Raw genomic sequence first — 22,820 nt, 5'->3', positions numbered from 1 at the left:
GGATCGAACGGCGGAACGGGTCCGCTGGCCGCCCCGAACAGCGCCAGCGTGCCGCGCACGGCCAGGCTGGCCAGGCTCGCTTCGAAGGTGCTGGCGCCGACGCCGTCGTACACGGCCTCCACACCGGCCCCGTCGGTGAGTCCGCGGATCTGCCGGCCGAACTCCTCGGCATCCTCCGGATAGGACAACACCTCGTCGGCGCCGGCCTGCCTGGACAGCCGGGCCTTCTCCGGCGTGGAGACCGTGGTGATGACCCGCGCGCCGAGCAGGCGGGCCCACTGCGTCAGGATCAGCCCGACACCGCCCGCGCCGGCGTGCACCAGCACCGTGTCGCCGGCCTGCACCGGATAGACCGAATTCAGCAGGTAGTGCGCGGTCAGGCCCTTCAGCAGCACCGACGCGGCCACGTCGGAACCCACCCCGTCCGGCACGTGTGCCGTCAAAAACGCTGGGGCCGTAGCGTACTCGGCATAACCGCCGGACGCCGACGCGCTGACCACCCGGTCGCCGACGCGGAACCCCTCGGCGTCGTCACCGATCGCGGCGACGGTCCCGCACAGCTCCGAGCCGAGGATGAACGGCAGCTCGCGCGGGTACTGCCCCGAGCGGAAGTAGGTGTCGATGTAGTTGACGCCGATGGCCTCGGCCTTGATCAGCACCTCGCCGGAACCGGGCGACGGTTGTGGCGCGTCGACGTAGCGCAGCACCTCGGGGCCGCCGGTTTCGCTGACTTCGATTGCGTGCATGTGCTTATCATGCCCGGGCCATGAAACTCGCCCGCCCGGACATCTTCCATCCCCGCATCGTGCTGGCGGGGCCCGGCGACGATCCCGAGGACGCCGGCCTGGTCCCAGCGCTGCGCGCCCGCGGACTGCACGCCCGTTGGCTGGAGTGGGACGACCCCGATACCGTGCGCGCCGACCTGGTCATCCTGCGCGCGCCCGCGGACGACCAACGGCGCGACGAATTCCTGACCTGGACCCGCCGGGTGCGCCACCTGCTCAACCCGCCCGACGCGGTCGCCTGGAACCTCGATGAGCGGTATCTGCGCGACCTTGAGAACGACGGGGTCCCGACCCGGCCGGGTGGGACGGCGCAGGCGGCGCTGATCTTCCTGGGCGGCAAGCGGTCGCACTCCTGGCCGGTCGACCTGGAGTTCGAATCGTGGGACCTCGGTTACGCCGCGATCGCGTCGGCCGCCGACCGCTCCGGGATCGATCCACGCGAGCTGCTGTACGCGCGCGCCGACGTGAGCGGTGAAGCGCTGGTGCGGCTTGACCTCGTCGCGCCGTCGCTGGGCTGGCAGCACCTGGACGTTGCCACCCGCGAGCGCGGCGAGCGCGACTTCGCGCTCGCCGCGGAGTCAGCTTGCGAGCGGCTCGGGCTCGGCCCGCTCTCGCGACCGTTCCCGCATGGAGGCCCATAGCGCCGCGGTCGCGGCGGTGCACGCCGCGGCGCCGGCCACGTGCAGGGCGACCAGGGCGGCGGGCACCCCGGTGAAGTACTGGGCCGTGCCGACGGCGGCCTGCGCGCACACCAGTGCGAGCAGCACGATCAGCCGCCGCAGGATCGGCCGCGAGGCGTGCACGGCCAGCAACCCGAAGCCGAGCCCGACCAGCAGGGCGAGGTAGGCGATCAGCAGCGAGGAATGCGCGTGCACCAGGGTGTCGACCGCGATCTCGAGGCGGGGCACCGTCCGGGTGGGGCTGCGGTCACCCGCGTGCGGGCCGGCGGCCGTCACCAGCGTGCCGGTGACCAGCACCACCGCCAGATCCAGGCCGATCAGCGCCGTCAGTCCGCGCAGCGGCAGGGGCACCCGCCGCTGCGGCACCCCGTCGTCGGGCTCACCGATCTTGACGTAGAGCAACACCGACAGCCACACCATCGTCATCGAGGTCAGCAGGTGGATGGCCACCGTCCACCACAGCAGCCCGGTGCGCACGGTGATGCCGCCGATCACCGCCTGAACCACCGTCGACACCGGCATCAGCCACGCATAGACCAGGACTTCCCGGCGTCGCCGGGCCCGGGTCACGGCCAGCACGGCCAGCGCCGCCGCGACGACCACCGCGAAGGTGATCATGCGGTTGCCGAACTCGACCGCCTGATGGATGCGCGGCACCTCGGCGTGCGCTACCGGGATGAAGCTGCCCGGAAAGCATTGCGGCCAGGTGGGACAACCCAAGCCCGACGCGGTGACGCGGACTATCGCCCCGGTGACGGCGATGCCGCCCTGCGTGAGGACGACGGCCGCGGCGACGAGGCGCTGGACACGCACGCTCGGGTTGGGGAGCAGGTCCACCAACCGCATCAGCGTTCGTCCGAGCATGGCCCGATGGTAGGCCAACGAAAACTACGTCCTGTAGTAAGCCCTGGCGTCACGAGACATAAACCACGTACACCCGCCTCGGCGTGTCGTGTGCGTGGTTTACGTGTCGTGAGAGGCGGGCGCCGAAACCGTCACGTGAAGCGGAACCAGCGCCGCGCGGCCAGCGCGGCGAGCACGCCCCACACCGCCAGGACCACGACGCCGAACCAGTCCACCGACAGCGCCATCGCCCGCGACAGCGCCTCGGTGAGCGCGCCGGAGGGGGTGAGCCGGGCCGCCCACTTGACCCCCGCCGGGATCATCCCGCTCTCCACGGTCAGCGCGCCGAGGCCGGCGAAGACGAACCACAGCAGGTTGGCGACGGCGAGCACGATCTCGGCGCGCAGCGTGCCGCCGAGCAGCAGCCCGAGGGCCGCGAAGCCCGCGGTGCCCAGCGCGATGACCGCGGCGCCCAACGCCAGTGCGGCCGGGGCCGGCCGCCACCCCAGCGCAAAACCGATGGTGCCCAACAGGATTGCCTGCAAGAACACCACAGTGACCACGGCCAGCGACTTGCCGGCGATGATGCCCCAGACCGGCAGCGGGGTGGCCCCCAGCCGCTTGAGCGCGCCGTAGCGGCGGTCGAAGGCGACGGCGATGGCCTGCCCGGTGAACGCGGTCGAGATCACCGCGAGGGCCATGATGACGGGGACGAACGTGGCGGCGCGGTTGTGGCCGAACGACCCGAGCGGTAAGAGCGTGAGCCCGACCAGCAGCGTGATCGGGATGAACATGGTCAGCAGCAGCTGCTCGCCGTTGCGCAGCAGCAGCTTGAGCTCCAGGTCGAACTGGGCGGCCAGCATCCGCGGCACGGGAGCGGGCCGCGGGTCGGGTGTGAAGGTTCCCGAAGGGAAGACGCTCGATTCGGTCACTGCCGCAACTTCCTGCCGGTGAGGTCGAGGAACACGTCCTCGAGGCTGCGCTGCTCGACGCGCATGTCGGTGGCCAGCACGTCGATCCGCGCGCACCATGCCGTGACGGTGGCCAGCACTTGCGGGTCGACCGGGCCCTCGACCAGATATTCGCCCGGCGTCACCTCGCTGGCCCGGTATTCCTCCGGCAGGGCGGCGGTCAACAGCGACAGGTCGAGCCGCGGCGGCGCGGTGAACCGCAACTCGTCCTTGGCGCCCGCGCGCATCAGCTCGGCGGGAGTGCCGGCGGCCACGGTCGAGCCGTGGTCGATGATGACCAGCCGGTCGGCGAGCTCCTCGGCCTCCTTGAGCTGGTGGGTGGTCAGCACCACCGTCACACCGTCGCGGCGCAGCGCGTCGATCAGTTCCCACACCAGCAGCCGGGCGTGCGCGTCCATGCCCGCGGTCGGCTCGTCGAGGAAGACCAGCTCCGGCCGGCCGACCAGCGCGCACGCCAGTGCGAGCCGCTGCTGCTGCCCGCCGGACAGCCGGCGGTAGGTGGTGCGAGCGGCGTCGGTGAGGCCCAGGGTGTCCAGCAGCCACGCCGGGTCAAGCGGGTCTGCGGCGTAGGAGGCGACCAGGTTGAGCATTTCGCCGGCGCGGGCGCTGGGGTAGCCGCCGCCGCCCTGCAGCATGACCCCCATGCGGGTGCGCAGGCGGGCGTTGTCCGCGATCGGGTCCAGCCCGAGCACCTCGATGGTGCCGGCGTCCGGTCGCACGAAGCCCTCGCACATTTCGACCGTCGTGGTCTTGCCGGCCCCGTTGGGGCCCAGCAGGGCGAGCACTTCGGCGGCGTGCACCTCGAGGTCGAGATCGGCAACGGCCGTGGTGGATCCGTAGTGCTTGCTCACCCCGCGCAGTCGCACGACTGTTTCAGGAACGTCCGAGCTCACGTGGAATCAGCGTAGGCGTCGGGCAGCGCCTGGGAGCGAGGGGTGGCCCGGGTGGCCTGTTCCGGCGCGGTCGCGACGGGCTCCGGCGGCGTTTCGACGTCCTCGGCCGGCAGCCGCCGCCACGGCAGTCGGGTGTAGGTCAGCGCGATGAGCGCCGCCACGATGACGGTGCTGGCCAGGGTGGCGTCGACGATCTGGAACAACGCGAAGCGGTCCCCGTTGGCCGTCGGCCCGAAGATGCCGACGACCAGGGTCATGACGATCACCGCCGCCCGGAATCCGCTGCGGGTCGCCCAGGCGGCCAACGGGATGATCGCCCAGAGCAGGTACCAGGGCTGCACGACGGGAAACAACAGCACGGTGACGCCCAGCGCCACGCCCAGTCCACCGATCGGGTGCAGGCGGCCGCGGAAGACGGCCACCAGCAGCCAGCCCACCATCACCGTGATGATCAGCACACCAATAAAGCGCGTGAGCCCCAGCACCGCGGTGGTGTGATCGCCGAGTCCCAGCAGGATCCCCACCTGCCCGGTGCCCAGGGCCAGCAGCGTCGGCGGCGACAACCAGCTGCGCACCACGTTGGCGGTCCCGAGCGTGAAGATCCAGCCGAACCCGAGCCCGCTGGCCCGGCCGACGACCGCCATGACGGCCAGCGACAGCACCGTCATCGCGCCGCCCGCCAGCAGCAGGGCACGCAGGGTCCCCCCGCAGCGGTAGGCCAGCGCCATCGTGACGAACCCGAGTGCCAGCAACGACGGCAGCTTCACCTGCGACGACAGCGTGATCAGCACGGCGCCGGCCAGCAGCATGCCCAACGGCTCCCAATCCGCGCCGGGCCGCCAGGAGGCCGGCCGCAGCCGCGGCGAGTCGATTCCCCGCAGCGCGAACTCGGCCCCGGCCAGCATCAGCCCGAGCATCAACGCCTCGTTGTGGACCCCGGCGACCAGGTGCATGATCAGCAGCGGATTGGCCGCGCCCAGCCACAGCGCGCTCACCTCGGCCACGCCGCAGCGCCGGGCCAGCCGGGGAGTCGCCCACACGATCAGCCCCACGCCGAGCAGCTCGACCAGCCGGTGACACAGCACGGCGGCGACGATGTTCTCCCCGGTGACCGCCGAGATGCCGCGCCCGATCCACAGGAACAGCGGACCATAGGGCGCCGGCGTCTCGCGCCACAGCGTGGGGACCGACAGCGTGAACACGTGCGACAGGCCCAGCCCGGAGGCGGGGCCGACCCGGTAGGGGTCGAGGCCCTCCAGGGAGATCTGGCTCTGGGCCAGGTAGGAGTAGACGTCCTTGCTGTACATCGGCGGCGCGATCAGCAGGGGCAGGATCCACAGCAGCAGGGTGCGGTCCAGGTCGCCGCGCGACATCCTCCTGCTACCCAGCGCGAATCGGCCGAGCATCAGCCAGGCCAGCGCCATCATGACCGCGCCGGTGGTCGTCATCGTCAACGACACCGTCTGGATCCGGGACGGCAGGTTGAGCAGCCGCACCCCAAAGGTGGGGTCCTGCACGACGGGCCGGGCCCCGGCGCCCAGCGCGCCGATGGCCATCAGGACGGTGCCGGTGGCGCCGAACAGTCGGGTGCGCTGCAGGGCGGTGAGCTCGGTATCGTTCAGCGGCGTGCCCACCGCTTGCTCGTCGCCATGCAGGCTGGCGATCGATGAGCTCAGCGCGTGGTGGCGGGCTGCCATCCGTGCAGCTTAGCTGCCGGGGGCTCCCCGCCCGCCGGCTCGCCGTCGCCGTCACGGCGGTGCTGTGCCTGGCGGCTCCGACCTGGACGCCGGCCGGGCCGGCCCGTGGCGACCACGGTGAGGTGTCCTACCGCTTTTCCTGCACCTGGGGATCATTGACGGCGGATTTCGCCGGCCGCGACGCGCTGCCGCAAACCGACGACCCGCCGGCCCAGTGGTACCGCACCGATGCCGAGGGCCAATACGTGAACCGGGGATGGGGACCGCGCGCAAAAACCCTGCCGCCGCCGAGCATTCCGCAGGATGCGCGGTGCGATCCGGCGACCTGGAAGCGGGAACGGATCCTCGCGGTGGCGATGCGCTACATCTACGCGCCCGGCAACCCGCTGGGGCTGCAATACCGCCACCATCACATCCCCGGCTGGGAGCCACCGGCCCCGACGTATGCCGGTGTGTCCGAGGAGAATCCCGATGCCGACGCTCCGCCCAGGCTGACGGCCTGGGGTCCCGGACGAGGCCTGGACTGTTCGAACTTCACCGCTTGGGTCTACAACTACGGTCTGGGCATCAAGTTCGGCGGCAATGTCCACCAACAAGCCGACGGCACCGCCGGTCCGATGGGCCGGCGCATCCCGACAGAGGGGCCGTTCCAGCTTGGGGACTTGATCTACTTGCACCCCAACGGAAATGCCAACCAGGCCTCGCACGTGGTCATTTACGTCGACGACGACCACATCATCGACAGCCGGGTCAGCGCCCAGAACCTCAGCGGAGTCCAGGTCCGGGACCGGGTCGGCTGGTACCGGGACGCCGCAATCGGCGCGTGGCGGCCGATCGGCTGAGACCAGTCCACGGCGGATCGGGATTGCTCACGCGTAGCCTCTCGTTCGTGGCGATTCGCGACCATGGCGACCCCGGGGACGCACCCTCCGTGCCGCCACCCCTGTACCCGCCGGCCAACGACGCCCGCCCGTCCGCGGCGGAGCAGGCCCGCACCATCGCCGCCGCCACCAACGCCGCCACGCTGGCCACGTTGACCGCCGACGGCGGCGACCCGTGGGCGTCGTTGGTGGCCTACGGACTGCTGGACGGCATGCCCGTGCTCTGCGTCTCGAGCCTGGCCGAGCACGGCCGTAACCTCGCGCGCGACCCGAGGGCCAGCCTGTCGATCGTGGCGGCGAGCGGCGACACCGACCCGCTGGCCGGCAGCCGGATCACCCTCGCCGGGCTGGTTGCGAAGCCCACGGGTTCGGCGTACGACGACGCCCGGGCGGCATACCTGGCCGCGGTCCCCGCTGCCCGGTACTACCTGGACTTCAGCGACTTCAGCCTCTGGGTCCTGAGGATTCAGCGGTTGCGGTGGGTGGGCGGGTACGGCCGGATGGACTCGGCCACCGGCGATCAGTACGCCGCCGCTGCTCCCGACCCGGTTGCGCCGGTGGCCGCCAGGGCCGTCGCGCATCTCAACGCCGATCACGCCGACGCCCTGGCTGCCATGGCCCGAATCTTCGGCGGCTACCCCGACACCGATACCGCACTGTGTACGGGCGTCGACCGCTACGGCCTGGACCTGCGGGTGCACACCCCCCGCGGCGTGGCCTACGCCCGGGTCGGGTTTTCCGCACGGCTGGATTCCGCCGACGAATTGCGTTCGGCCACAGCGGGATTAGCCCGCGACGCGGCTTCGGCTATAGCCGAAGGGGGCGCGCAGCAAAGCGTCTGATCCGCCACGCGCCCCCGTTCCTGGCTACTTCTCTTCGCCGTCGGCCTTGCTCAACGCCCGGTCCGCGGTCGCGACCAGCCTGCGGTTGAACTGATACTGGGCGGCGACAAGCTTGTCGGCCAGTTCGATGGCGGCGTCGACAATCCTGGTGCGCAGCGGTTGCACCGCCTCCGGGATTGCGTCGTCGAGGGTCTTGTGGAACGCCCGAAGCGCCTCCGCCGCGGCGTGCTGGCCGGCTTTGGCCGATTCGCGTACCTCGTCGAGCAGGTCGGTCGAACGCGATGCGATGGACGTTGATTCAGTCGTGTCAGGCATGCCAGTTCCTTTCCTGGGGTTGATTCCTTCACTACCGCCGCCGACGCTATTCGGCGCGGTGGGCCGCGTACTACGGGCGAAGGTCCCATCGTCGGTGCCAATGGTCTTTCGCCGTGGGCGTAGTGTGACCAGCGCAACCGCCGCTCAGGGCACCCTTGGTAGACCGATCCCCGGAATTGCGTCACACTGGTGTTGTGAAAATCCGGACCGCCATCGACGACGCCGCCGTGAGCGTGGCGGCCGCGGCGGCACGGGATGGTCACACCCGCCGCGCCATCGTGCGCCTGCTACTGGAGTCCGGATCGATCACCGCCGGTGAGATCGGCGACCGGCTCGGGCTGGCGGCCGCCGGCGTGCGTCGCCACCTCGACGCACTGATCGAGGCGGGCGACGCCGAGTCGGTACCCGCCGCGGCCTGGCAGCAGGCGGGGCGCGGCCGCCCAGCCAAGCGTTTCCGGCTGACGGCGGCGGGCCGCGCCAAGCTCGAGCACGCCTACGACGACCTGGCGGTGGCGGCCATGCGGCAGCTGCGCGAGATCGGCGGGGAGGACGCCGTCCGCACGTTCGCCCGGCGGCGCGTCGACGCGATCCTGGGCGGCGTGCCGGCCGCCGGCAGCGATGACGACGCCGAAGTCGAGGCCGCCGCCGAGCGCGTGGCCGGTGCGCTCACCAAGGCGGGTTACGTCGCCACCACCGCACGTGTCGGCGGCCCGATCCACGGCGTGCAGATCTGCCAGCACCACTGCCCGGTGTCGCACGTCGCCGAGGAATTCCCGGAGCTGTGCGAAGCCGAGCAGCAGGCCATGGCCGAGGTACTCGGGACCCACGTGCAGCGGTTGGCGACCATCGTCAACGGCAACTGCGCCTGCACCACCCACGTACCACTGACCCCGGCGCCCAGCCCGCGTCGCGACACCACGAGCATCGAAGGAGCGTCGTTATGACCCTCACGCCCGAGGCCCAGCAGGCCATCAAGACGGCAGACGGGCCGTTGACCCAGGAGCAGGCCATCGCCTCGTTGGGCCGCTACGGCTACGGCTGGGCGGACTCGGACGTCGCGGGAGCCAGCGCGCAGCGCGGGCTGTCCGAGGCGGTGGTCCGCGACATCTCGGGGAAGAAGGACGAACCCGACTGGATGCTGCAGACGCGACTGAAGGCGCTGCGGATCTTCGACCGCAAGCCGATGCCGAACTGGGGCTCGGACCTGTCCGGCATCGACTTCGACAACATCAAATACTTCGTGCGGTCCACCGAGAAGCAGGCCGCCTCATGGGATGACCTGCCCGAGGACATCCGCAACACCTACGACAGGCTGGGCATCCCGGAGGCCGAGAAGCAGCGCCTGGTCGCCGGTGTCGCGGCGCAGTACGAGTCCGAGGTGGTCTACCACCAGATCCGCGAGGACCTGGAGTCCCAGGGCGTCATCTTCGTCGACACCGACACGGGTCTGCGGCAACATCCCGAGCTCTTCCAGCAGTACTTCGGCACCGTCATCCCGGCGGGGGACAACAAGTTCTCCGCCCTGAACACCGCGGTGTGGAGCGGTGGTTCGTTCATCTACGTCCCGCCGGGCGTGCACGTCGACATCCCGCTGCAGGCCTACTTCCGGATCAACACCGAGAACATGGGTCAGTTCGAGCGGACGCTGATCATCGTCGACGAAAACGCCTACGTGCATTACGTGGAGGGCTGCACCGCGCCCATCTACACGTCGGACTCGCTGCACTCGGCGGTGGTGGAGATCATCGTCAAGCCCGGCGGCCGTTGCCGTTACACCACCATCCAGAACTGGTCGAACAACGTCTACAACCTGGTCACCAAGAGGGCCCGCGCGGAGGCCGGCGCCACCATGGAGTGGGTCGACGGCAACATCGGGTCCAAGGTGACCATGAAGTACCCGGCGGTGTGGATGACCGGGGAGCACGCCAAGGGTGAGGTGTTGTCGGTCGCCTTCGCCGGCGAGGGCCAGCACCAGGACGCCGGCGCCAAGATGCTGCACCTGGCGCCCAACACGTCGAGCAACATCGTCTCCAAGTCGGTGGCCCGCGGCGGCGGCCGCACCTCCTACCGCGGCCTGGTGCAGGTGAACAAGGGCGCGCACGGTTCGCGCTCCAGCGTGAAATGCGATGCGCTGCTGGTCGATACGATCAGCCGCAGCGACACCTATCCCTACGTCGACATCCGCGAGGACGACGTCACGATGGGCCACGAGGCCACCGTGTCCAAGGTCAGCGACAACCAGCTGTTCTACCTGATGAGCCGCGGGCTGACCGAGGACGAGGCGATGGCGATGGTGGTGCGCGGCTTCGTCGAACCGATCGCCAAGGAACTGCCCATGGAGTACGCGCTGGAGCTCAACCGGCTCATCGAGCTGCAGATGGAGGGCGCGGTCGGATGACGGCTGCTGCTGCCCTGAACAAGGGTGAGTTGTTCGCGTCCTTCGACGTGGATGCCTTCGAGGTGCCCAGCGGGCGCGACGAGATCTGGCGGTTCACCCCGCTGCGGCGACTCCGGGGGCTGCACGACGGCTCGGCCCAGGCCACCGGCAAGGCGCAGATCAGCGTCAGCGAACTGTCCGGCGTGCAGGTCGAGACCGTCCGACGTGGTGACGAGCGGCTGGGCCGCGGCGGTGTACCCGCCGATCGGGTTGCCGCGCAAGCGTTTTCGTCGTTCAATTCCGCGACGCTGGTGAGCGTCGGGCGGGACACGCGGATCGCCGAGCCGGTCAACATCACTGTGACGGGCCCCGGGGAGGGGGCCGTCGCCTACGGGCACCTGCAGATCAGCGTCGCCGAACTCGGCGAGGCGGTCGTGGTGATCGACCACCGGGGGAGCGGAACCTACGCCGACAACGTCGAATTCATCGTCGGCGACGCCGCCCGGCTCACCGTGGTGTGGGTCGCGGACTGGGCCGACGACATGGTGCACGTGAGCGCGCACCACGCCAGGCTGGGTAAGGACGCGGTGCTGCGGCACGTCGCCGTCACCCTGGGCGGCGAGTTGGTGCGGATGTCGGCCAACGTGCGATACGCCGCCCCGGGAGGGGACGCGGAGCTGCTGGGCTTGTACTTCGCCGACGACGGGCAGCACCTGGAATCGCGGCTGCTGGTCGACCACGCGCAGCCCAACTGCAAGTCCAACGTGCTCTACAAGGGAGCGCTGCAAGGGGATCCGTCGTCGCAGCGGCCCGACGCGCACACCGTCTGGGTGGGCGACGTGCTGATCCGCGCCGAGGCCACCGACACCGAGACCTTCGAGGTGAACCGCAACCTGGTGCTCACCGACGGGGCGCGCGCCGACTCGGTGCCCAACCTGGAGATCGAGACCGGCGAGATCGTCGGCGCCGGACACGCCAGTGCCACGGGGCGTTTCGACGACGAGCAACTGTTCTACCTGCGGGCCCGCGGCATCCCCGAAGACCAGGCGCGACGGCTGGTGGTGCGCGGCTTCTTCGGCGAGATCATCTCGAAGATCGCCGTGCCCGACATCCGGGAACGCCTGACCGCCGCCATCGAACACGAACTGGAAATCACGGAGAAGACAACGGCATAATGACGACTTTGGAAATCAAGGACCTGCACGTCAGCGTCGAAGACCCCAACGCCCCCGAGGGAAGCCGCGAGATCCCCATCCTCAACGGCGTCAATTTGACCGTGAAATCCGGTGAGACGCATGCGGTGATGGGGCCCAACGGGTCAGGCAAGTCCACACTGTCCTACGCGATCGCCGGTCACCCGAAGTACCGGGTGACGTCCGGGTCGATCACGCTCGACGGCCAGAACGTGCTGGACATGAGCGTCGACGAGCGCGCCCGCGCCGGCCTGTTCCTGGCCATGCAGTACCCCGTCGAGGTCCCGGGTGTGTCGATGTCGAACTTCCTGCGCAGCGCGGCGACCGCCGTCCGCGGCGAGCCGCCGAAACTGCGGCACTGGGTCAAGGAGGTCAAGGCCGCCATGGCCGACCTCGACATCGACCCGGCGTTCGCCGAACGCAGTGTCAACGAAGGGTTTTCCGGTGGCGAGAAGAAGCGCCACGAGATCCTGCAGCTGGGGCTGCTCAAGCCGAAGATCGCCATCCTCGACGAGACCGACTCCGGCCTGGACGTCGACGCGCTGCGGGTGGTCAGCGAGGGCGTCAACCGCTATGCCGAGGCCGAGCACGGCGGCATCCTGTTGATCACCCACTACACCCGGATCCTGCGCTACATCCGCCCGCAGTTCGTGCACGTCTTCGTCGGTGGCCGGATCGTCGAATCCGGCGGTCCGGAGCTGGCCGACGAACTCGAGGAGAACGGCTACGTGCGCTTCACCGAAGCGGCGGCGGCCGCAGGGGCGTAACCATGGCGGGGACAGCACTGGACGTCGACGCGATCCGCGCCGACTTCCCCATCTTGAAGCGCGTGATGCGCGGCGGAAAGCAGTTAGCGTACCTGGATTCCGGCGCGACGTCGCAGCGCCCGCTGCAGGTGCTCGACGCCGAGCGCGAGTTCCTGATCACCTCCAACGGCGCGGTGCATCGTGGTGCGCACCAGCTGATGGAGGAGGCGACCGACGCCTACGAGCAGGGCCGCGCCGACATCGCGGCGTTCGTCGGCGCCGGTGCCGACGAACTGGTGTTCACCCGCAACGCCACCGAGGCGCTCAACCTGGCGTCATACGTGCTGGGGGACAACAGGTTTGAGCGCGCCCTCGGTGAGGGTGACGTCATCGTCACCACCGAACTCGAGCACCATGCCAACATCGTCCCGTGGCAGGAGCTGGCCCGTCGCACCGGCGCCACGCTGCGCTGGTACGGCGTCACGGAAGACGGGCGCATCGACCTGGACTCGCTGGAACTCGACGAGCGCGTGAAAGTCGTTGCCTTCAGCCACCACTCGAACGTGACAGGCGCGGTGGCGCCGGTGGCCGAACTGGTCGGCCGCGCCCGGGCGGTGGGGGCGGTGACAGTGCTGGACGCCTGCCAGTCGGTGCCGCACCAGCCCGTGGACCTGCACGCGCTCGACGTCGACTTCGCCGCGTTCTCCGGGCACAAGATGCTGGCCCCCAACGGGGTCGGCGTGCTCTATGCCCGTCGCGAGGTGCTGTCGGAACTGCCGCCCTTCCTCACCGGGGGGTCGATGATCGAAACGGTGACCATGGAGGCGTCCACCTACGCGCCGGCGCCGCAACGGTTCGAGGCCGGCACGCCGATGACCTCCCAGGTTGTCGGGTTGGGTGCTGCCGCACGGTATCTGGGCGGCATCGGCATGGACGCGGTCGAGGCGCACGAGCGCGAGCTGGTCGCCGCGGCCATCGACGGGCTCTCGCGCATCGACGGCGTGCGGATCGTCGGCCCGACCACGATGGAGAACCGGGGCTCGCCCGTCTCGTTCATCGTGGACGGGGTGCACGCGCACGACGTCGGGCAGGTGCTCGACGACGACGGCGTCGCGGTGCGGGTGGGGCATCATTGCGCGATGCCGCTGCACCGCCGGTTCGGGCTGGCGGCGACCGCCCGGGCGTCGTTCGCCGTGTACAACACCGCCGACGAGGTCGAGCGACTGGTGGCCGGCGTGCGACGCGCGCTCGAATTCTTTGGGAGAGAATGACGGTGCGCCTCGAGCAGATGTATCAGGACGTGATCCTGGACCATTACAAGCATCCGCAGCACCGCGGGCTGCGGGAGCCGTTCGGCGCGCAGGTCCATCACGTCAACCCGGTCTGCGGTGACGAGGTGACCCTGCGGGTCGCCCTGTCCGACGACGGTCAGCGCGTCGCGGACGTCTCCTATGACGGCCAAGGCTGCTCGATCAGCCAGGCGGCCACCTCGGTGCTGACCCAGCAGGTGATCGGGCAGACCGTGCCGGAGGCGCTCGACACCGTCGCCGCATTCACCGAGATGGTGTCCTCGCGCGGCACCGTCGAGGGCGACGAGGACGTCCTCGGCGACGGCATCGCGTTCGCCGGGGTGGCCAAATACCCGGCCCGGGTGAAATGCGCTCTGCTGGGCTGGATGGCGTTCAAGGACGCATTGGCCCAGGCTTGCGCGGACAGGGGCGCCGACTTCGAGGAGGAGAAGGATGAGCGAGACCGCCGCACCGGGTGACGAATTTCTTGCCGACCTCGAGGAGGCGATGCGCGACGTCGTCGACCCCGAATTGGGCATCAACGTCGTCGATCTCGGTTTGGTGTACGGCCTCAACGTGGAGGAGGGCGACGAGGGCACCGTCGCCCTGCTCGACATGACGCTGACCTCGGCGGCCTGCCCGCTGACCGACGTCATCGAGGACCAGTCCCGCAGCGCGCTCGTCAGCAGCGGGCTGGTCGACGATCTGCGGATCAACTGGGTGTGGAATCCGCCCTGGGGTCCGGACAAGATCACCGAGGACGGACGCGAGCAGCTGCGCGCCCTCGGCTTCACCGTCTGAACGCTGGCCCGGCCAACACATAGCGGCGACCCGCTGCGCCCGGCTTCGCCGCGCTGCGATCACCGCTAGGCCTGATGGCGCGACCCGCTGCGCCCGGCTTCGCCGCGCTGCGATCACCGCTAGGCCCGATGGCGGCGACCCGCTGCGCCCGGCTTCGCCGCGCTTGCGATCGCCGCTAAAGGTGGAAGGGCAGATGGGGCAGGTGCAGGTGGTGGTGCGGGCGCCCCATCGGCGGACACGTCTGCAGGCTGATTGTCGTCGCCTGCAGCGCCCCTCCGTCGTTCGTTCCCTGGGCCCCCATGCACGTGCCGTTCGTGATCGCCTGGGTGTTGCTGATCGTCTGCTTCTTGTAGGACGTCGCGTCGGTGACCGCCACCGTGGTGGGGCCGCCCGGCCCAATCCCGTTGACGGCAATCGTGTTTCCCGACACCGACGCGACCGTGCCGTAGAAGCCGGCCGGCGGCGGGCACTTGCCGTCGACGGGCGCCGTGATCATGACGGTCTGCGCGGTAACGCCGGCGGCCGGTGAACTCTGCGGGGTGGCTCGCACGTTGACACAGCTACCCGGAGTGACATCTGGGAGCTTGGCCGGGGCAACCTGGAAGACCGGTGTCGCAGGAGCAAAGTCCACGGTCGCCGAACCGCTGCGCGTTCTGAGCTGAATCTTGTCGCCGGCCACCGACTGGACCATGCCCTCCACGTAGTCCTTGCCCACGGGCGGGGGTGCCGCCGACGGCGCCGCGCTCGGCGGCACCGCGCTGGGCGGGGCCGCGGCCGCCGCCGCCGGTTTGGCGGTAGTGCCGGTGGTCGTGTCACTCGACCGGCACATGGCGACGCCCAGCAGGACCACCGCGACGACGGCGACGAGCGCGAGCCGCGCCAACCGCCGGTTCACCGAAGTGGTGGGCATCGACACACCTCCGAACGCGGGCTGGCCATCGCCAGCGAATACCCAGGCGGGCGCGGATATCACCTCGCGCCCGCCTGGTGTGACGGTAATCTCGTGCGGCCGCGATCAGCCGTGGGCGTGCGGCGGCTTGGCCGGGCCCCCGCACTTGCCGTCGGTGGCCGGCCGGACGTTGATGCTGGTCGCCTGCAGCGCGCCGCCGTTGTCCTTGGTTCCGCGCGCGGTGAGGCACTTGCCCGGCGCGATCGCGTCCGTGGTGGCCGGCGACTGTTTCATGTACCTGGTCTTGTCGTCGACCGTCACGGCCGTCTGGGTGGTGTTGCCGCTCGGGTCGGTGCCCGTGACGTTGATGGTGTTACCGGTGACCGAAGCCACCGCTCCCTGCACGGGCGCCGGCTGTGCCGGCGGCGGCGTCGGCGCACCGGACGGGGCGGGGCTGGGCGAACCACCGGGCGCCGTCTTGGGCTTCGGGCAGGTGCCGTTGACCGACGGGCTGACCTTCACCGACGCCGCGGTGACCTGCTGCCCGCCCTGCGCCTCCTTGGTGGGCCGGACGGTGACGCAGTTGCCCGTGGTGACGTCGGTGAGTGCGGCCGGGGTGACCTCGGTGACCTTGGTCGTCGCGGTGAAGTTCACGGCGGCGGTGGCGTTGTCCTCGTGGGTCACCTGAACGGAATTGCCCGCCACCGAGGCGATCAGGCCGCTGACCCGCGCCTCACCGGCGGCCGGCGCCGGCGACGTGGTGGTCGAGGTGACGGTGGACGTCGACGTCGACGTCGACGGCGGACTGGACTTGTTGGACGAGCCGCAGGCGGCGATGGACAACGCGGTGGTTCCCGCGACGGCGACTACCGCGACGCGGGTGAATAGAGCCGTGTGACTGCTGGCAGACATCAACGCTTCTCCAATCGTGGTCAGGACCAACGAAAGGGTTTACCCGCCGAACCTGTAGCTAACCTGTGTGTAATCCCGGCGCACTCAGAATGCGTTTTCGGAAACCCGCATGACGTCGTCGTCGATGGACTCGATGACTTTGCGCAGGGAGGTGAGCTTCGGCAGCATGTTCTTGGCGAAGAACGCCGCGGTCGCCACTTTCCCCTGGTAGAACGCCAGGTCGTCGCCGGCCGCGTCCGCCAGCGCGGCGTTGGCGACGCCGGCCTGCACCAGCAGCCGCCAGCCGATGAGCAGATCGCCCACCGCCAGCAGATACCGCACCGATCCGAGTCCGACTTTGTAGATTTCACTCGGATGTTGCGCGGCGGACATCAGGTAACCGGTCAACGCGCCCGTCATCGCCGTGACCTCGTCGAGCGCGGTCTGCAGCAGCTGGGCCTGCGGTTTGAGCGCCTCGTCGCAGGAGTCGATCGTCGCGGTGATCTGAGCCGTCACAAACTGCAGCGCCTCGCCACGATCGCGGACGATCTTGCGGAAGAAGAAGTCCAGCGCCTGGATCGCCGTGGTGCCCTCGTAGAGCGAATCGATCTTGGAATCACGGATGTACTGCTCGAGCGGGTAGTCCTGCAGGAAGCCCGAACCGCCGAGCGTCTGCAGCGATTCGGTCAGGACTTCGTAGGCCCGTTCGGAGCTCACGCCCTTCACGATCGGCAGCAGCAAGTCGTCCACCCGGTGCGCCATCTCGTGATCGGCACCCGAAACGTGTTGCGCGACAGCGTCTTCCTGGTGGGCAGCGGCATACATGTAGAGCGCCCGCAGGCCCTCGGCGTAGGCCTTCTGCGTCATCAGGCTGCGACGCACGTCGGGGTGGTGCATGATCGTGACCCGCGGCGCGGTCTTGTCGGACATCTGCGTCAGGTCAGCACCCTGCACCCGTTCCTTGGCGAAGGCCAGCGCGTTGAGGTAACCGGTGGACAGGGTTCCGGCGGCCTTGACGCCGATCGTCATGCGCGCGTGCTCGATCACGGTGAACATCTGCGCGATCCCGTTGTGCACGTCGCCCACCAGGTAGCCGACCGCGGGCACATCGGTTGCGCCGAAAGTCAATTCGCATGTGGGGGAGGACTTGATCCCCATTTTGTGTTCCACGCCCGTCGTGAAAACGCCGTTGCGGGGCCCAAGTTCAAACGTCTCCGGGTCGAAGAGGTATTCGGGCACGTAGAACAGGCTCAGCCCCTTGGTGCCCGGGCCGGCGCCCTCCGGTCGGGCCAGCACCAGGTGGAAGATGTTCTCGGCGGTGTCACCCACGTCGCCGCCGGAGATGAAGCGCTTGACGCCCTCGATATGCCAAGTGCCGTCGGGTTGTTCGATGGCCTTGGCGCGGCCCGCGCCGACGTCGGAGCCGGCATCGGGTTCGGTGAGCACCATGGTGGCCGCCCACCCACGCTCCACACCCTCGGCGGCCCAGCGCCGTTGCTCTTCGTTGCCCTCGACGTACAGCGCCTGCGCCATCAGCGGGCCGAGGCAGAAGAAGTTGGCAGAAGGGTTGGCGCAGATGATCATTTCGTTGACCCCCCACGCCAGCGGCGGCGGCGCGGCCATGCCGCCGATCTGTTCGTCGAGCATCAGCCGCCACCAGCCGGCCTCTTTGATCGTCTCCACCGTCTTGGCCAGCTCGGGCGCCACGCTGATGGTGTGGGTGGCCGGGTCGAACACCGGCGGATTGCGGTCGGCGAAGGCGAAGGTTTCCGCAACCGGGCCTTCGGCCAGGCGGGCGGCTTCGTCCAGGATCGTCCGGACCGTGTCCTCGTCGAGGTCGGCGTACGGGCCGGTGCCCAGGACGGCGCCCACGCCGAGAACCTTGAACAGGTTGAACTCGATGTCGCGGACGTTTGCGATGTAGTGGCCCAACGCGATTCCCTCACTGGTCCTCAAGGCGGCGGATCGTCCGCATCAGTGTCTCCGACGTGGGAAAACGTACGCAACCGTAACCTACGGCGGGCCGCAGGCAGGTTACGACCCGGTGTCGTCGTGCCGAACCGGGCGCGCGCGGTTGCGTTGGGCCGTAGGCGAATCCGGCGATGCGGTTGCGACGACCCGGCGGCGCACGCACCGCCGTCGTCGACCGGGAACACCGCGCCGGGTTCCGGCGTTGGAGCAAATGTGACAACACTCGATCTCACGGCTGAGAAGTTCAACGAAACCATCGAGGGCAACGACATCGTCCTCGTCGATTTCTGGGCGTCGTGGTGCGGACCGTGCCGCCAGTTCGGGCCCACCTTCCAGGCGTCTTCGGAGAAGCATCCCGACATCGTGCACGCGAAGGTCGACACCGAGGCCGAACAGCAGCTGGCCGCGGCCGCCCAGATCCGGTCCATCCCCACGCTGATGGCCTTCAAGAAGGGCAAACTGCTGTTCAATCAGGCCGGCGCGCTGCCGCCCGCGGCCCTCGAAGATCTGGTCCAGCAGATCAGGGCATTCGACGTGGACGCGGCCCAGGCCGGCCAGGCCGAATAGCTCCGGCCCTGAGGCCCGCGATCCCGCGAATCTGGGGAGCGAACGGTCAGGAGGCCGGAATCGGCGTACCCTCCGGCGGCGCGACGTGCCCCGCACCTTCTACGGGTATGGCATGCGGCGGGGGATCCCGGCGCATCCACGCCGCTGCCGATGTGTTTGTGGGGGTGGTGACCCACGTACCCACGGCCGCCGAGGTCGGCGACGAAGTCCCACCGACAGCCGGCTCGCCGCGGGGTACTGCACTGGCGTCTGGACGGGGGATGGGGTACCGCAGGCCCAATTGTGAGGCCGGCAGAGCAGCTAGCGTGCCCAGGACCAGAAAACAGGCTTCCTTGAAGCCCTCGATGCGTGCTCTGAGCATTAGCTTCCTAAACCGTGAGAACGAGGGGCGATTTGCTGTACCCGTGCGCCCACGTGGACAAACTTGGAGATTTCTCCAAAGTCTGACTCCCAAACTAGAGGATCCCGCCATCGTCGGGGCTGCGCACCCCACGCGCTAGGTTGCTTGGGTGAGCTTGGTACTGGTAGAGCACCCGCGGCCCGGCGTCGCGCTGATAACCCTCAATCGCCCCGAGCGGATGAACTCCATGGCGTTCGACGTCATGGTGCCGCTCAAAGAGGCCCTCGAGAAGGTCCGGTACGACAATTCGGTGCGCGTGGTCGTGCTGACCGGGGCGGGCCGGGGGTTCTCCTCGGGCGCCGACCACAAGTCCGCGGGCTCGGTGCCCCACGTCGAGGGGCTCACCCGCCCGACCTACGCGCTGCGCTCCATGGAGGTCCTCGACGAGGTCATCCTGGGGCTGCGGCGCCTCCACCAGCCGGTGATCGCCGCGGTCAACGGCCCGGCCATCGGCGGCGGGCTGTGCCTGGCGCTGGCCTGCGACATCCGGGTCGCCTCGACCTGCGCGTACTTTCGCGCGGCCGGCATCAACAACGGCCTGACCGCCAGCGAACTGGGGCTGAGCTACCTCCTGCCCAGGGCCATCGGCTCGTCGCGGGCCTTTGAAATCATGCTGACCGGACGCGACGTCACCGCCGAGGAGGCCGAGCGCATCGGGCTGGTGTCGTGCCAGGTGCCCGACGAGCAGTTGCTGGACACCTGCTACGCGATTGCGGCGCGGATGGCGGCGTTCTCGCGGCCGGGAATCGAGTTGACCAAGCGCACACTGTGGAGTGGACTGGACGCCGGTAGCCTGGAAGGGCACATGCAAGCCGAAGGCTTGGGCCAGCTGTTCGTTCGTCTGCTCACCGCCAACTTCGAAGAAGCGGTTGCCGCGCGCGCGGAAAAGCGGCCGCCGGTGTTCACCGACGACAAATAGCCACCACACAAGGGAGTAGATGTGATCACGGCCACGGACCTCGAGGTCCGCGCTGGTGCGCGCATCCTGCTCTCACCGGATGGCCCGGACCTGCGCGTGCAGCCCGGCGACCGCATCGGGCTGGTCGGTCGCAACGGCGCGGGCAAGACCACCACCCTGCGCATCCTGGCGGGCGAGACCGAACCGTATGCGGGATCCGTCGCGCGCGCCGGTGAAATCGGTTATCTGCCACAGGATCCCAAAGAGGGCGACCTCGAAGTCCTGGCCCGCGACCGGGTCCTGTCCGCCCGCGGTCTGGACGTGCTGCTCACCGACCTGGAAAAGCAGCAGGCGTTGATGGCCGAGGTCGCCGACGACGACGCCCGCGACCGCGCCATCCGCCGCTACGGACAGCTCGAGGAGCAGTTCGTCGCGTTGGGCGGCTACGGCGCCGAGAGTGAAGCCAGCCGCATCTGCGCGAGCCTCGGCTTGCCGGACCGGGTGCTGACGCAGAAGCTGCGCACGCTGTCCGGTGGGCAGCGCCGCCGGGTGGAGCTGGCGCGCATCCTGTTCGCCGCGTCGAACACCGGCGCGGGGTCGTCGACCACGCTGCTGCTCGACGAGCCCACCAACCACCTGGACGCGGATTCGATCGGCTGGTTGCGTGATTTTCTGCGGAGCCACACCGGCGGCCTGGTGATCATCAGCCACAACGTCGAGCTGCTCGCCGACGTCGTGAACCGGGTGTGGTTTCTGGACGCCGTGCGCGGCGAGGTCGACGTGTACAACATGGGCTGGCAGAAGTACCTGGACGCCCGGGCCACCGACGAACAGCGCCGCCGCCGCGAGCGCGCCAACGCCGAACGCAAGGCCTCCGCGTTGCGCACGCAGGCGGCCAAGCTGGGCGCCAAAGCCACGAAAGCCGTTGCGGCGCAGAACATGTTGCGCCGTGCCGATCGGATGATGGCCGCGCTCGACGAGGAGCGAGTGGCCGACAAGGTGGCGCGCATCAAGTTCCCGACCCCCGCCCCGTGCGGGCGCACACCGTTGGTCGCCAAGGGACTGAGCAAGTCGTACGGCTCGCTGGAGGTGTTCACCGGCGTCGACCTGGCCATCGACCGGGGCTCTCGGGTGGTGGTGCTGGGCCTCAACGGCGCCGGCAAGACCACGCTGCTGCGACTGCTGGCCGGCACCGAGCAGCCCGACACCGGCGGGCTGGAGCCGGGGCACGGTTTGCGCATGGGCTACTTCGCGCAGGAGCACGACACTCTCGACAACGACGCGAGCGTGTGGGAGAACATCCGGCACGCCGCGCCCGATTCGGGGGAGCAGGACCTGCGCGGCCTGTTGGGCGCGTTCATGTTCAGCGGCCCGCAACTCGACCAGCCGGCGGGCACCCTGTCGGGCGGGGAGAAGACCCGGCTCGCGCTGGCCGGCCTGGTGGCCTCCACCGCCAACGTGCTGCTGCTCGACGAACCGACGAACAACCTGGATCCCGCCTCGCGCGAACAGGTCCTCGACGCGCTGCGCAGCTATCAGGGTGCGGTGGTCCTGGTGACGCACGATCCCGGGGCGGCCGAGGCGCTGGACCCGCAGCGCGTGGTGCTGCTGCCCGACGGCACCGAGGACTTCTGGTCCGACGAATACCGGGATCTCATCGAGCTCGCCTGACTTCGGTCAAATCGGCCCGCGGGCGGCGCCGGCTTTTTACTCTTGGTGCTTGCGATCGTGTTCGGGCGCGGAGGGCATCCATGAAAAGGACGCTGCAGAGGTCGAAGAAGACCCGCGAGCAATTGTTGTTCGAGCTGCGTAACGCCTACGAGGGCGGGGCCAGCATCCGCACGTTGGCGGCCAGCACCGGCAGATCGTACGGATCGGTTCACGCCCTGCTGCTGCAGGCGGGCACCACGATGCGCGGCCGGGGTGGCCCCAACCACACGTCGCGGACCGCGCGGGCGTAGCGTCGCCGCGCTACTCGCGCGGTACGGAATCCCCGGATTCGTTGCGCCGCACCGACTTCTCCACCAGGTCGAGCACGGCGGACAACCGCCGCGGGTCCTCGCCTGAGGCCAGCCGCGCCACCAGGCCGTCGAGCACCAACTCCAGATAGCACTGCAACACGTCGCCGGGCACGTCGTCACGCACCCGTTGCGCTTCCTTCTGCCGGCGCAACCGATCGGTCGTCGCCGCCGCCAGTTCCGCGGACCGCTCGGCCCAACCGCGGTTGAAGTCCGGGTCGTTGCGCAGCTTGCGCGCGATCTCCAACCTGGTGGCCAGCCAGTCGAACTGGTCGGGGGCGGCGAGCATGTCGCGCATCACCTGGATGAGGCCCTCGCGCGACGCTACGTCGGCCATCCGCTCGGCGTCCTCGTGTGCCAGCGCGAAGAACAGCGCGTCCTTGTCCCGGAAGTGGTGAAAGATCGCGCCGCGCGACATCCCGATCGCCTGTTCCAGCCGCCGCACGGTGGCCCTGTCGTAGCCGTGTTCGGCGAAGCAGCGGCGGGCGCCGTCGAGGATCTGGCGGCGGCGCGCCGCCAGATGGTCCTCACTGACTTTTGGCATGGGCCGGAGTTGGCCGGTTGCTTAGCCCGACTTCAGCATGTTGCGCAGCACGTACTGCAGGATGCCGCCGTTGCGGTAGTAGTCGGCCTCGCCCGGAGTGTCGATGCGCACCACCGCGTCGAACTCGATCGGATCGCCGGACTCCTTGGCTGCCTTCACCCGCACCGTCTTGGGCGTCTTGCCGTCGTTGAGCGCCTCGATGCCGGTGATGTCGAACACCTCGGTGCCGTCCAGCCCCAATTCCTTGGCGGACTTGCCCTCGGGGAACTGCAGCGGGATCACGCCCATGCCGATCAGGTTGGAGCGGTGGATGCGCTCGAACGACTCGG

The 22,820-nt window shown here is 69.4% G+C and carries 24 protein-coding genes and 1 pseudogene; 14 read left to right on the top strand and 11 right to left on the bottom strand.

What is annotated here, in order from left to right:
- Positions 1-746 (bottom strand): quinone oxidoreductase (locus A9X04_RS23340; protein ID WP_067925634.1); only part of this gene is annotated, 746 nt, incomplete at its 3' end.
- 20 nt (positions 747-766) lie between these two features.
- Here A9X04_RS23340 and A9X04_RS23335 point away from each other — a divergent pair.
- Positions 767-1,426 (top strand): hypothetical protein, encoded by a 660-nt coding sequence (locus A9X04_RS23335; RefSeq protein ID WP_067925631.1) that lies wholly within the window; start codon positions 767-769, stop codon positions 1,424-1,426.
- On the opposite strand, the gene A9X04_RS23330 is transcribed toward A9X04_RS23335, so the two are convergent.
- The 4 genes from A9X04_RS23330 to mptB all read right to left on the bottom strand — a co-directional run bounded on the left by A9X04_RS23330 (position 1,364) and on the right by mptB (position 5,869).
- Positions 1,364-2,329: a heme A synthase gene (locus A9X04_RS23330; RefSeq protein ID WP_067925629.1), complete on the bottom strand. Its 966-nt coding sequence runs from the start codon at positions 2,327-2,329 to the stop codon at positions 1,364-1,366. The genes A9X04_RS23335 and A9X04_RS23330 overlap by 63 nt on opposite strands.
- Positions 2,330-2,460: 131 nt before the next feature.
- Positions 2,461-3,171 carry an ABC transporter permease gene (locus A9X04_RS23325; protein ID WP_231980254.1) on the bottom strand — a complete coding sequence of 237 codons (711 nt, stop codon included), beginning with the start codon at positions 3,169-3,171 and terminating at the stop codon, positions 2,461-2,463.
- A 65-nt stretch (positions 3,172-3,236) separates the two neighbouring features.
- Positions 3,237-4,172 carry an ABC transporter ATP-binding protein gene (locus A9X04_RS23320; RefSeq protein ID WP_102417854.1) on the bottom strand — a complete coding sequence of 312 codons (936 nt, stop codon included), beginning with the start codon at positions 4,170-4,172 and terminating at the stop codon, positions 3,237-3,239.
- Entirely contained in the window at positions 4,169-5,869 is a 1,701-nt protein-coding gene (mptB, locus tag A9X04_RS23315; RefSeq protein ID WP_067925620.1) for a polyprenol phosphomannose-dependent alpha 1,6 mannosyltransferase MptB, read from the bottom strand. The genes A9X04_RS23320 and mptB overlap by 4 nt, the downstream gene beginning before the upstream one ends.
- A 2-nt stretch (positions 5,870-5,871) precedes the next feature.
- Here mptB and A9X04_RS23310 point away from each other — a divergent pair, with 2 nt between their 5' ends.
- Positions 5,872-6,711, top strand: coding sequence for an NlpC/P60 family protein (locus A9X04_RS23310; RefSeq protein WP_067925617.1), 840 nt, complete (start codon positions 5,872-5,874; stop codon positions 6,709-6,711).
- Between the two features lie 47 nt (positions 6,712-6,758).
- Positions 6,759-7,592 (top strand): HugZ family protein, encoded by an 834-nt coding sequence (locus A9X04_RS23305; protein WP_067925644.1) that lies wholly within the window; start codon positions 6,759-6,761, stop codon positions 7,590-7,592.
- A gap of 24 nt (positions 7,593-7,616) precedes the next feature.
- Here the strand turns inward: A9X04_RS23305 and A9X04_RS23300 are convergent, their stop codons facing one another.
- Positions 7,617-7,907 (bottom strand): hypothetical protein, encoded by a 291-nt coding sequence (locus tag A9X04_RS23300; protein ID WP_067925614.1) that lies wholly within the window; start codon positions 7,905-7,907, stop codon positions 7,617-7,619.
- A gap of 155 nt (positions 7,908-8,062) precedes the next feature.
- Here A9X04_RS23300 and A9X04_RS23295 point away from each other — a divergent pair, with 155 nt between their 5' ends.
- The 7 genes from A9X04_RS23295 to A9X04_RS23265 are packed head-to-tail and all read left to right on the top strand — an operon-like array spanning position 8,063 to position 14,313.
- Entirely contained in the window at positions 8,063-8,851 is a 789-nt protein-coding gene (locus tag A9X04_RS23295) for a metalloregulator ArsR/SmtB family transcription factor (protein ID WP_082975196.1), read from the top strand.
- A complete protein-coding gene (sufB, locus tag A9X04_RS23290; protein ID WP_067925607.1) occupies positions 8,848-10,305 on the top strand; it encodes a Fe-S cluster assembly protein SufB in 1,458 nt (485 codons plus the stop codon). The genes A9X04_RS23295 and sufB overlap by 4 nt, the downstream gene beginning before the upstream one ends.
- The gene (gene sufD, locus A9X04_RS23285; RefSeq protein ID WP_067925604.1) at positions 10,302-11,459 is read left to right on the top strand and encodes a Fe-S cluster assembly protein SufD; all 1,158 of its coding nucleotides are present in this window, start codon (positions 10,302-10,304) and stop codon (positions 11,457-11,459) included. The genes sufB and sufD overlap by 4 nt, the downstream gene beginning before the upstream one ends.
- Positions 11,459-12,244, top strand: a complete 786-nt coding sequence (sufC, locus tag A9X04_RS23280) for a Fe-S cluster assembly ATPase SufC (protein WP_067925601.1) — start codon at positions 11,459-11,461, stop codon at positions 12,242-12,244. Before sufD ends, sufC begins: the two co-directional genes overlap by 1 nt.
- Before the next feature lie 2 nt (positions 12,245-12,246).
- On the top strand, positions 12,247-13,494 hold the full coding sequence (locus A9X04_RS23275) for a cysteine desulfurase (protein ID WP_067925598.1): 1,248 nt from the start codon (positions 12,247-12,249) through the stop codon (positions 13,492-13,494).
- A complete protein-coding gene (gene sufU / locus A9X04_RS23270; protein WP_067925595.1) occupies positions 13,491-13,991 on the top strand; it encodes a Fe-S cluster assembly sulfur transfer protein SufU in 501 nt (166 codons plus the stop codon). Before A9X04_RS23275 ends, sufU begins: the two co-directional genes overlap by 4 nt.
- Positions 13,966-14,313, top strand: a complete 348-nt coding sequence (locus tag A9X04_RS23265) for a metal-sulfur cluster assembly factor (protein ID WP_055405537.1) — start codon at positions 13,966-13,968, stop codon at positions 14,311-14,313. Before sufU ends, A9X04_RS23265 begins: the two co-directional genes overlap by 26 nt.
- A gap of 175 nt (positions 14,314-14,488) precedes the next feature.
- On the opposite strand, the gene A9X04_RS23260 is transcribed toward A9X04_RS23265, so the two are convergent.
- The 3 genes from A9X04_RS23260 to A9X04_RS23245 form a co-directional block, all read right to left on the bottom strand.
- A complete protein-coding gene (locus tag A9X04_RS23260; RefSeq protein ID WP_067925641.1) occupies positions 14,489-15,223 on the bottom strand; it encodes a DUF5666 domain-containing protein in 735 nt (244 codons plus the stop codon).
- 105 nt (positions 15,224-15,328) lie between these two features.
- The gene (locus A9X04_RS23255) at positions 15,329-16,114 is read right to left on the bottom strand and encodes a DUF5666 domain-containing protein (RefSeq protein WP_197509337.1); all 786 of its coding nucleotides are present in this window, start codon (positions 16,112-16,114) and stop codon (positions 15,329-15,331) included.
- Positions 16,115-16,198: 84 nt separating this feature from the next.
- Positions 16,199-18,025, bottom strand: coding sequence for an acyl-CoA dehydrogenase (locus A9X04_RS23245; protein WP_067925586.1), 1,827 nt, complete (start codon positions 18,023-18,025; stop codon positions 16,199-16,201).
- A gap of 252 nt (positions 18,026-18,277) precedes the next feature.
- Between A9X04_RS23245 and trxA the strand changes: the two genes are divergently transcribed.
- The 4 genes from trxA to A9X04_RS31995 all read left to right on the top strand — a co-directional run bounded on the left by trxA (position 18,278) and on the right by A9X04_RS31995 (position 21,890).
- Positions 18,278-18,631: a thioredoxin gene (gene trxA / locus A9X04_RS23240; RefSeq protein ID WP_067925583.1), complete on the top strand. Its 354-nt coding sequence runs from the start codon at positions 18,278-18,280 to the stop codon at positions 18,629-18,631.
- 509 nt (positions 18,632-19,140) lie between these two features.
- Entirely contained in the window at positions 19,141-19,950 is an 810-nt protein-coding gene (locus A9X04_RS23235; RefSeq protein ID WP_067925580.1) for an enoyl-CoA hydratase, read from the top strand.
- A 21-nt stretch (positions 19,951-19,971) separates the two neighbouring features.
- Positions 19,972-21,600, top strand: a complete 1,629-nt coding sequence (locus tag A9X04_RS23230) for an ABC-F family ATP-binding cassette domain-containing protein (RefSeq protein WP_067925576.1) — start codon at positions 19,972-19,974, stop codon at positions 21,598-21,600.
- Complete coding sequence (locus A9X04_RS31995; protein ID WP_255396499.1) at positions 21,561-21,890, top strand: helix-turn-helix domain-containing protein; 330 nt, start codon at positions 21,561-21,563, stop codon at positions 21,888-21,890. The genes A9X04_RS23230 and A9X04_RS31995 overlap by 40 nt, the downstream gene beginning before the upstream one ends.
- A gap of 10 nt (positions 21,891-21,900) precedes the next feature.
- Here the strand turns inward: A9X04_RS31995 and A9X04_RS23220 are convergent, their stop codons facing one another.
- On the bottom strand, positions 21,901-22,491 hold the full coding sequence (locus tag A9X04_RS23220; RefSeq protein ID WP_067925572.1) for a TetR/AcrR family transcriptional regulator: 591 nt from the start codon (positions 22,489-22,491) through the stop codon (positions 21,901-21,903).
- Positions 22,492-22,512: 21 nt separating this feature from the next.
- Positions 22,513-22,820 (bottom strand): annotated as a pseudogene (gene acnA / locus A9X04_RS23215) (aconitate hydratase); the annotation flags it as partial.

The organism is Mycobacterium sp. E3247, from assembly GCF_001667785.1.
In the GTDB taxonomy this organism is placed as follows: domain Bacteria; phylum Actinomycetota; class Actinomycetes; order Mycobacteriales; family Mycobacteriaceae; genus Mycobacterium.
The sequence above is the reverse complement of the archived record's forward strand: the minus strand, read 5'-3'. Positions and strand labels throughout refer to the sequence as shown.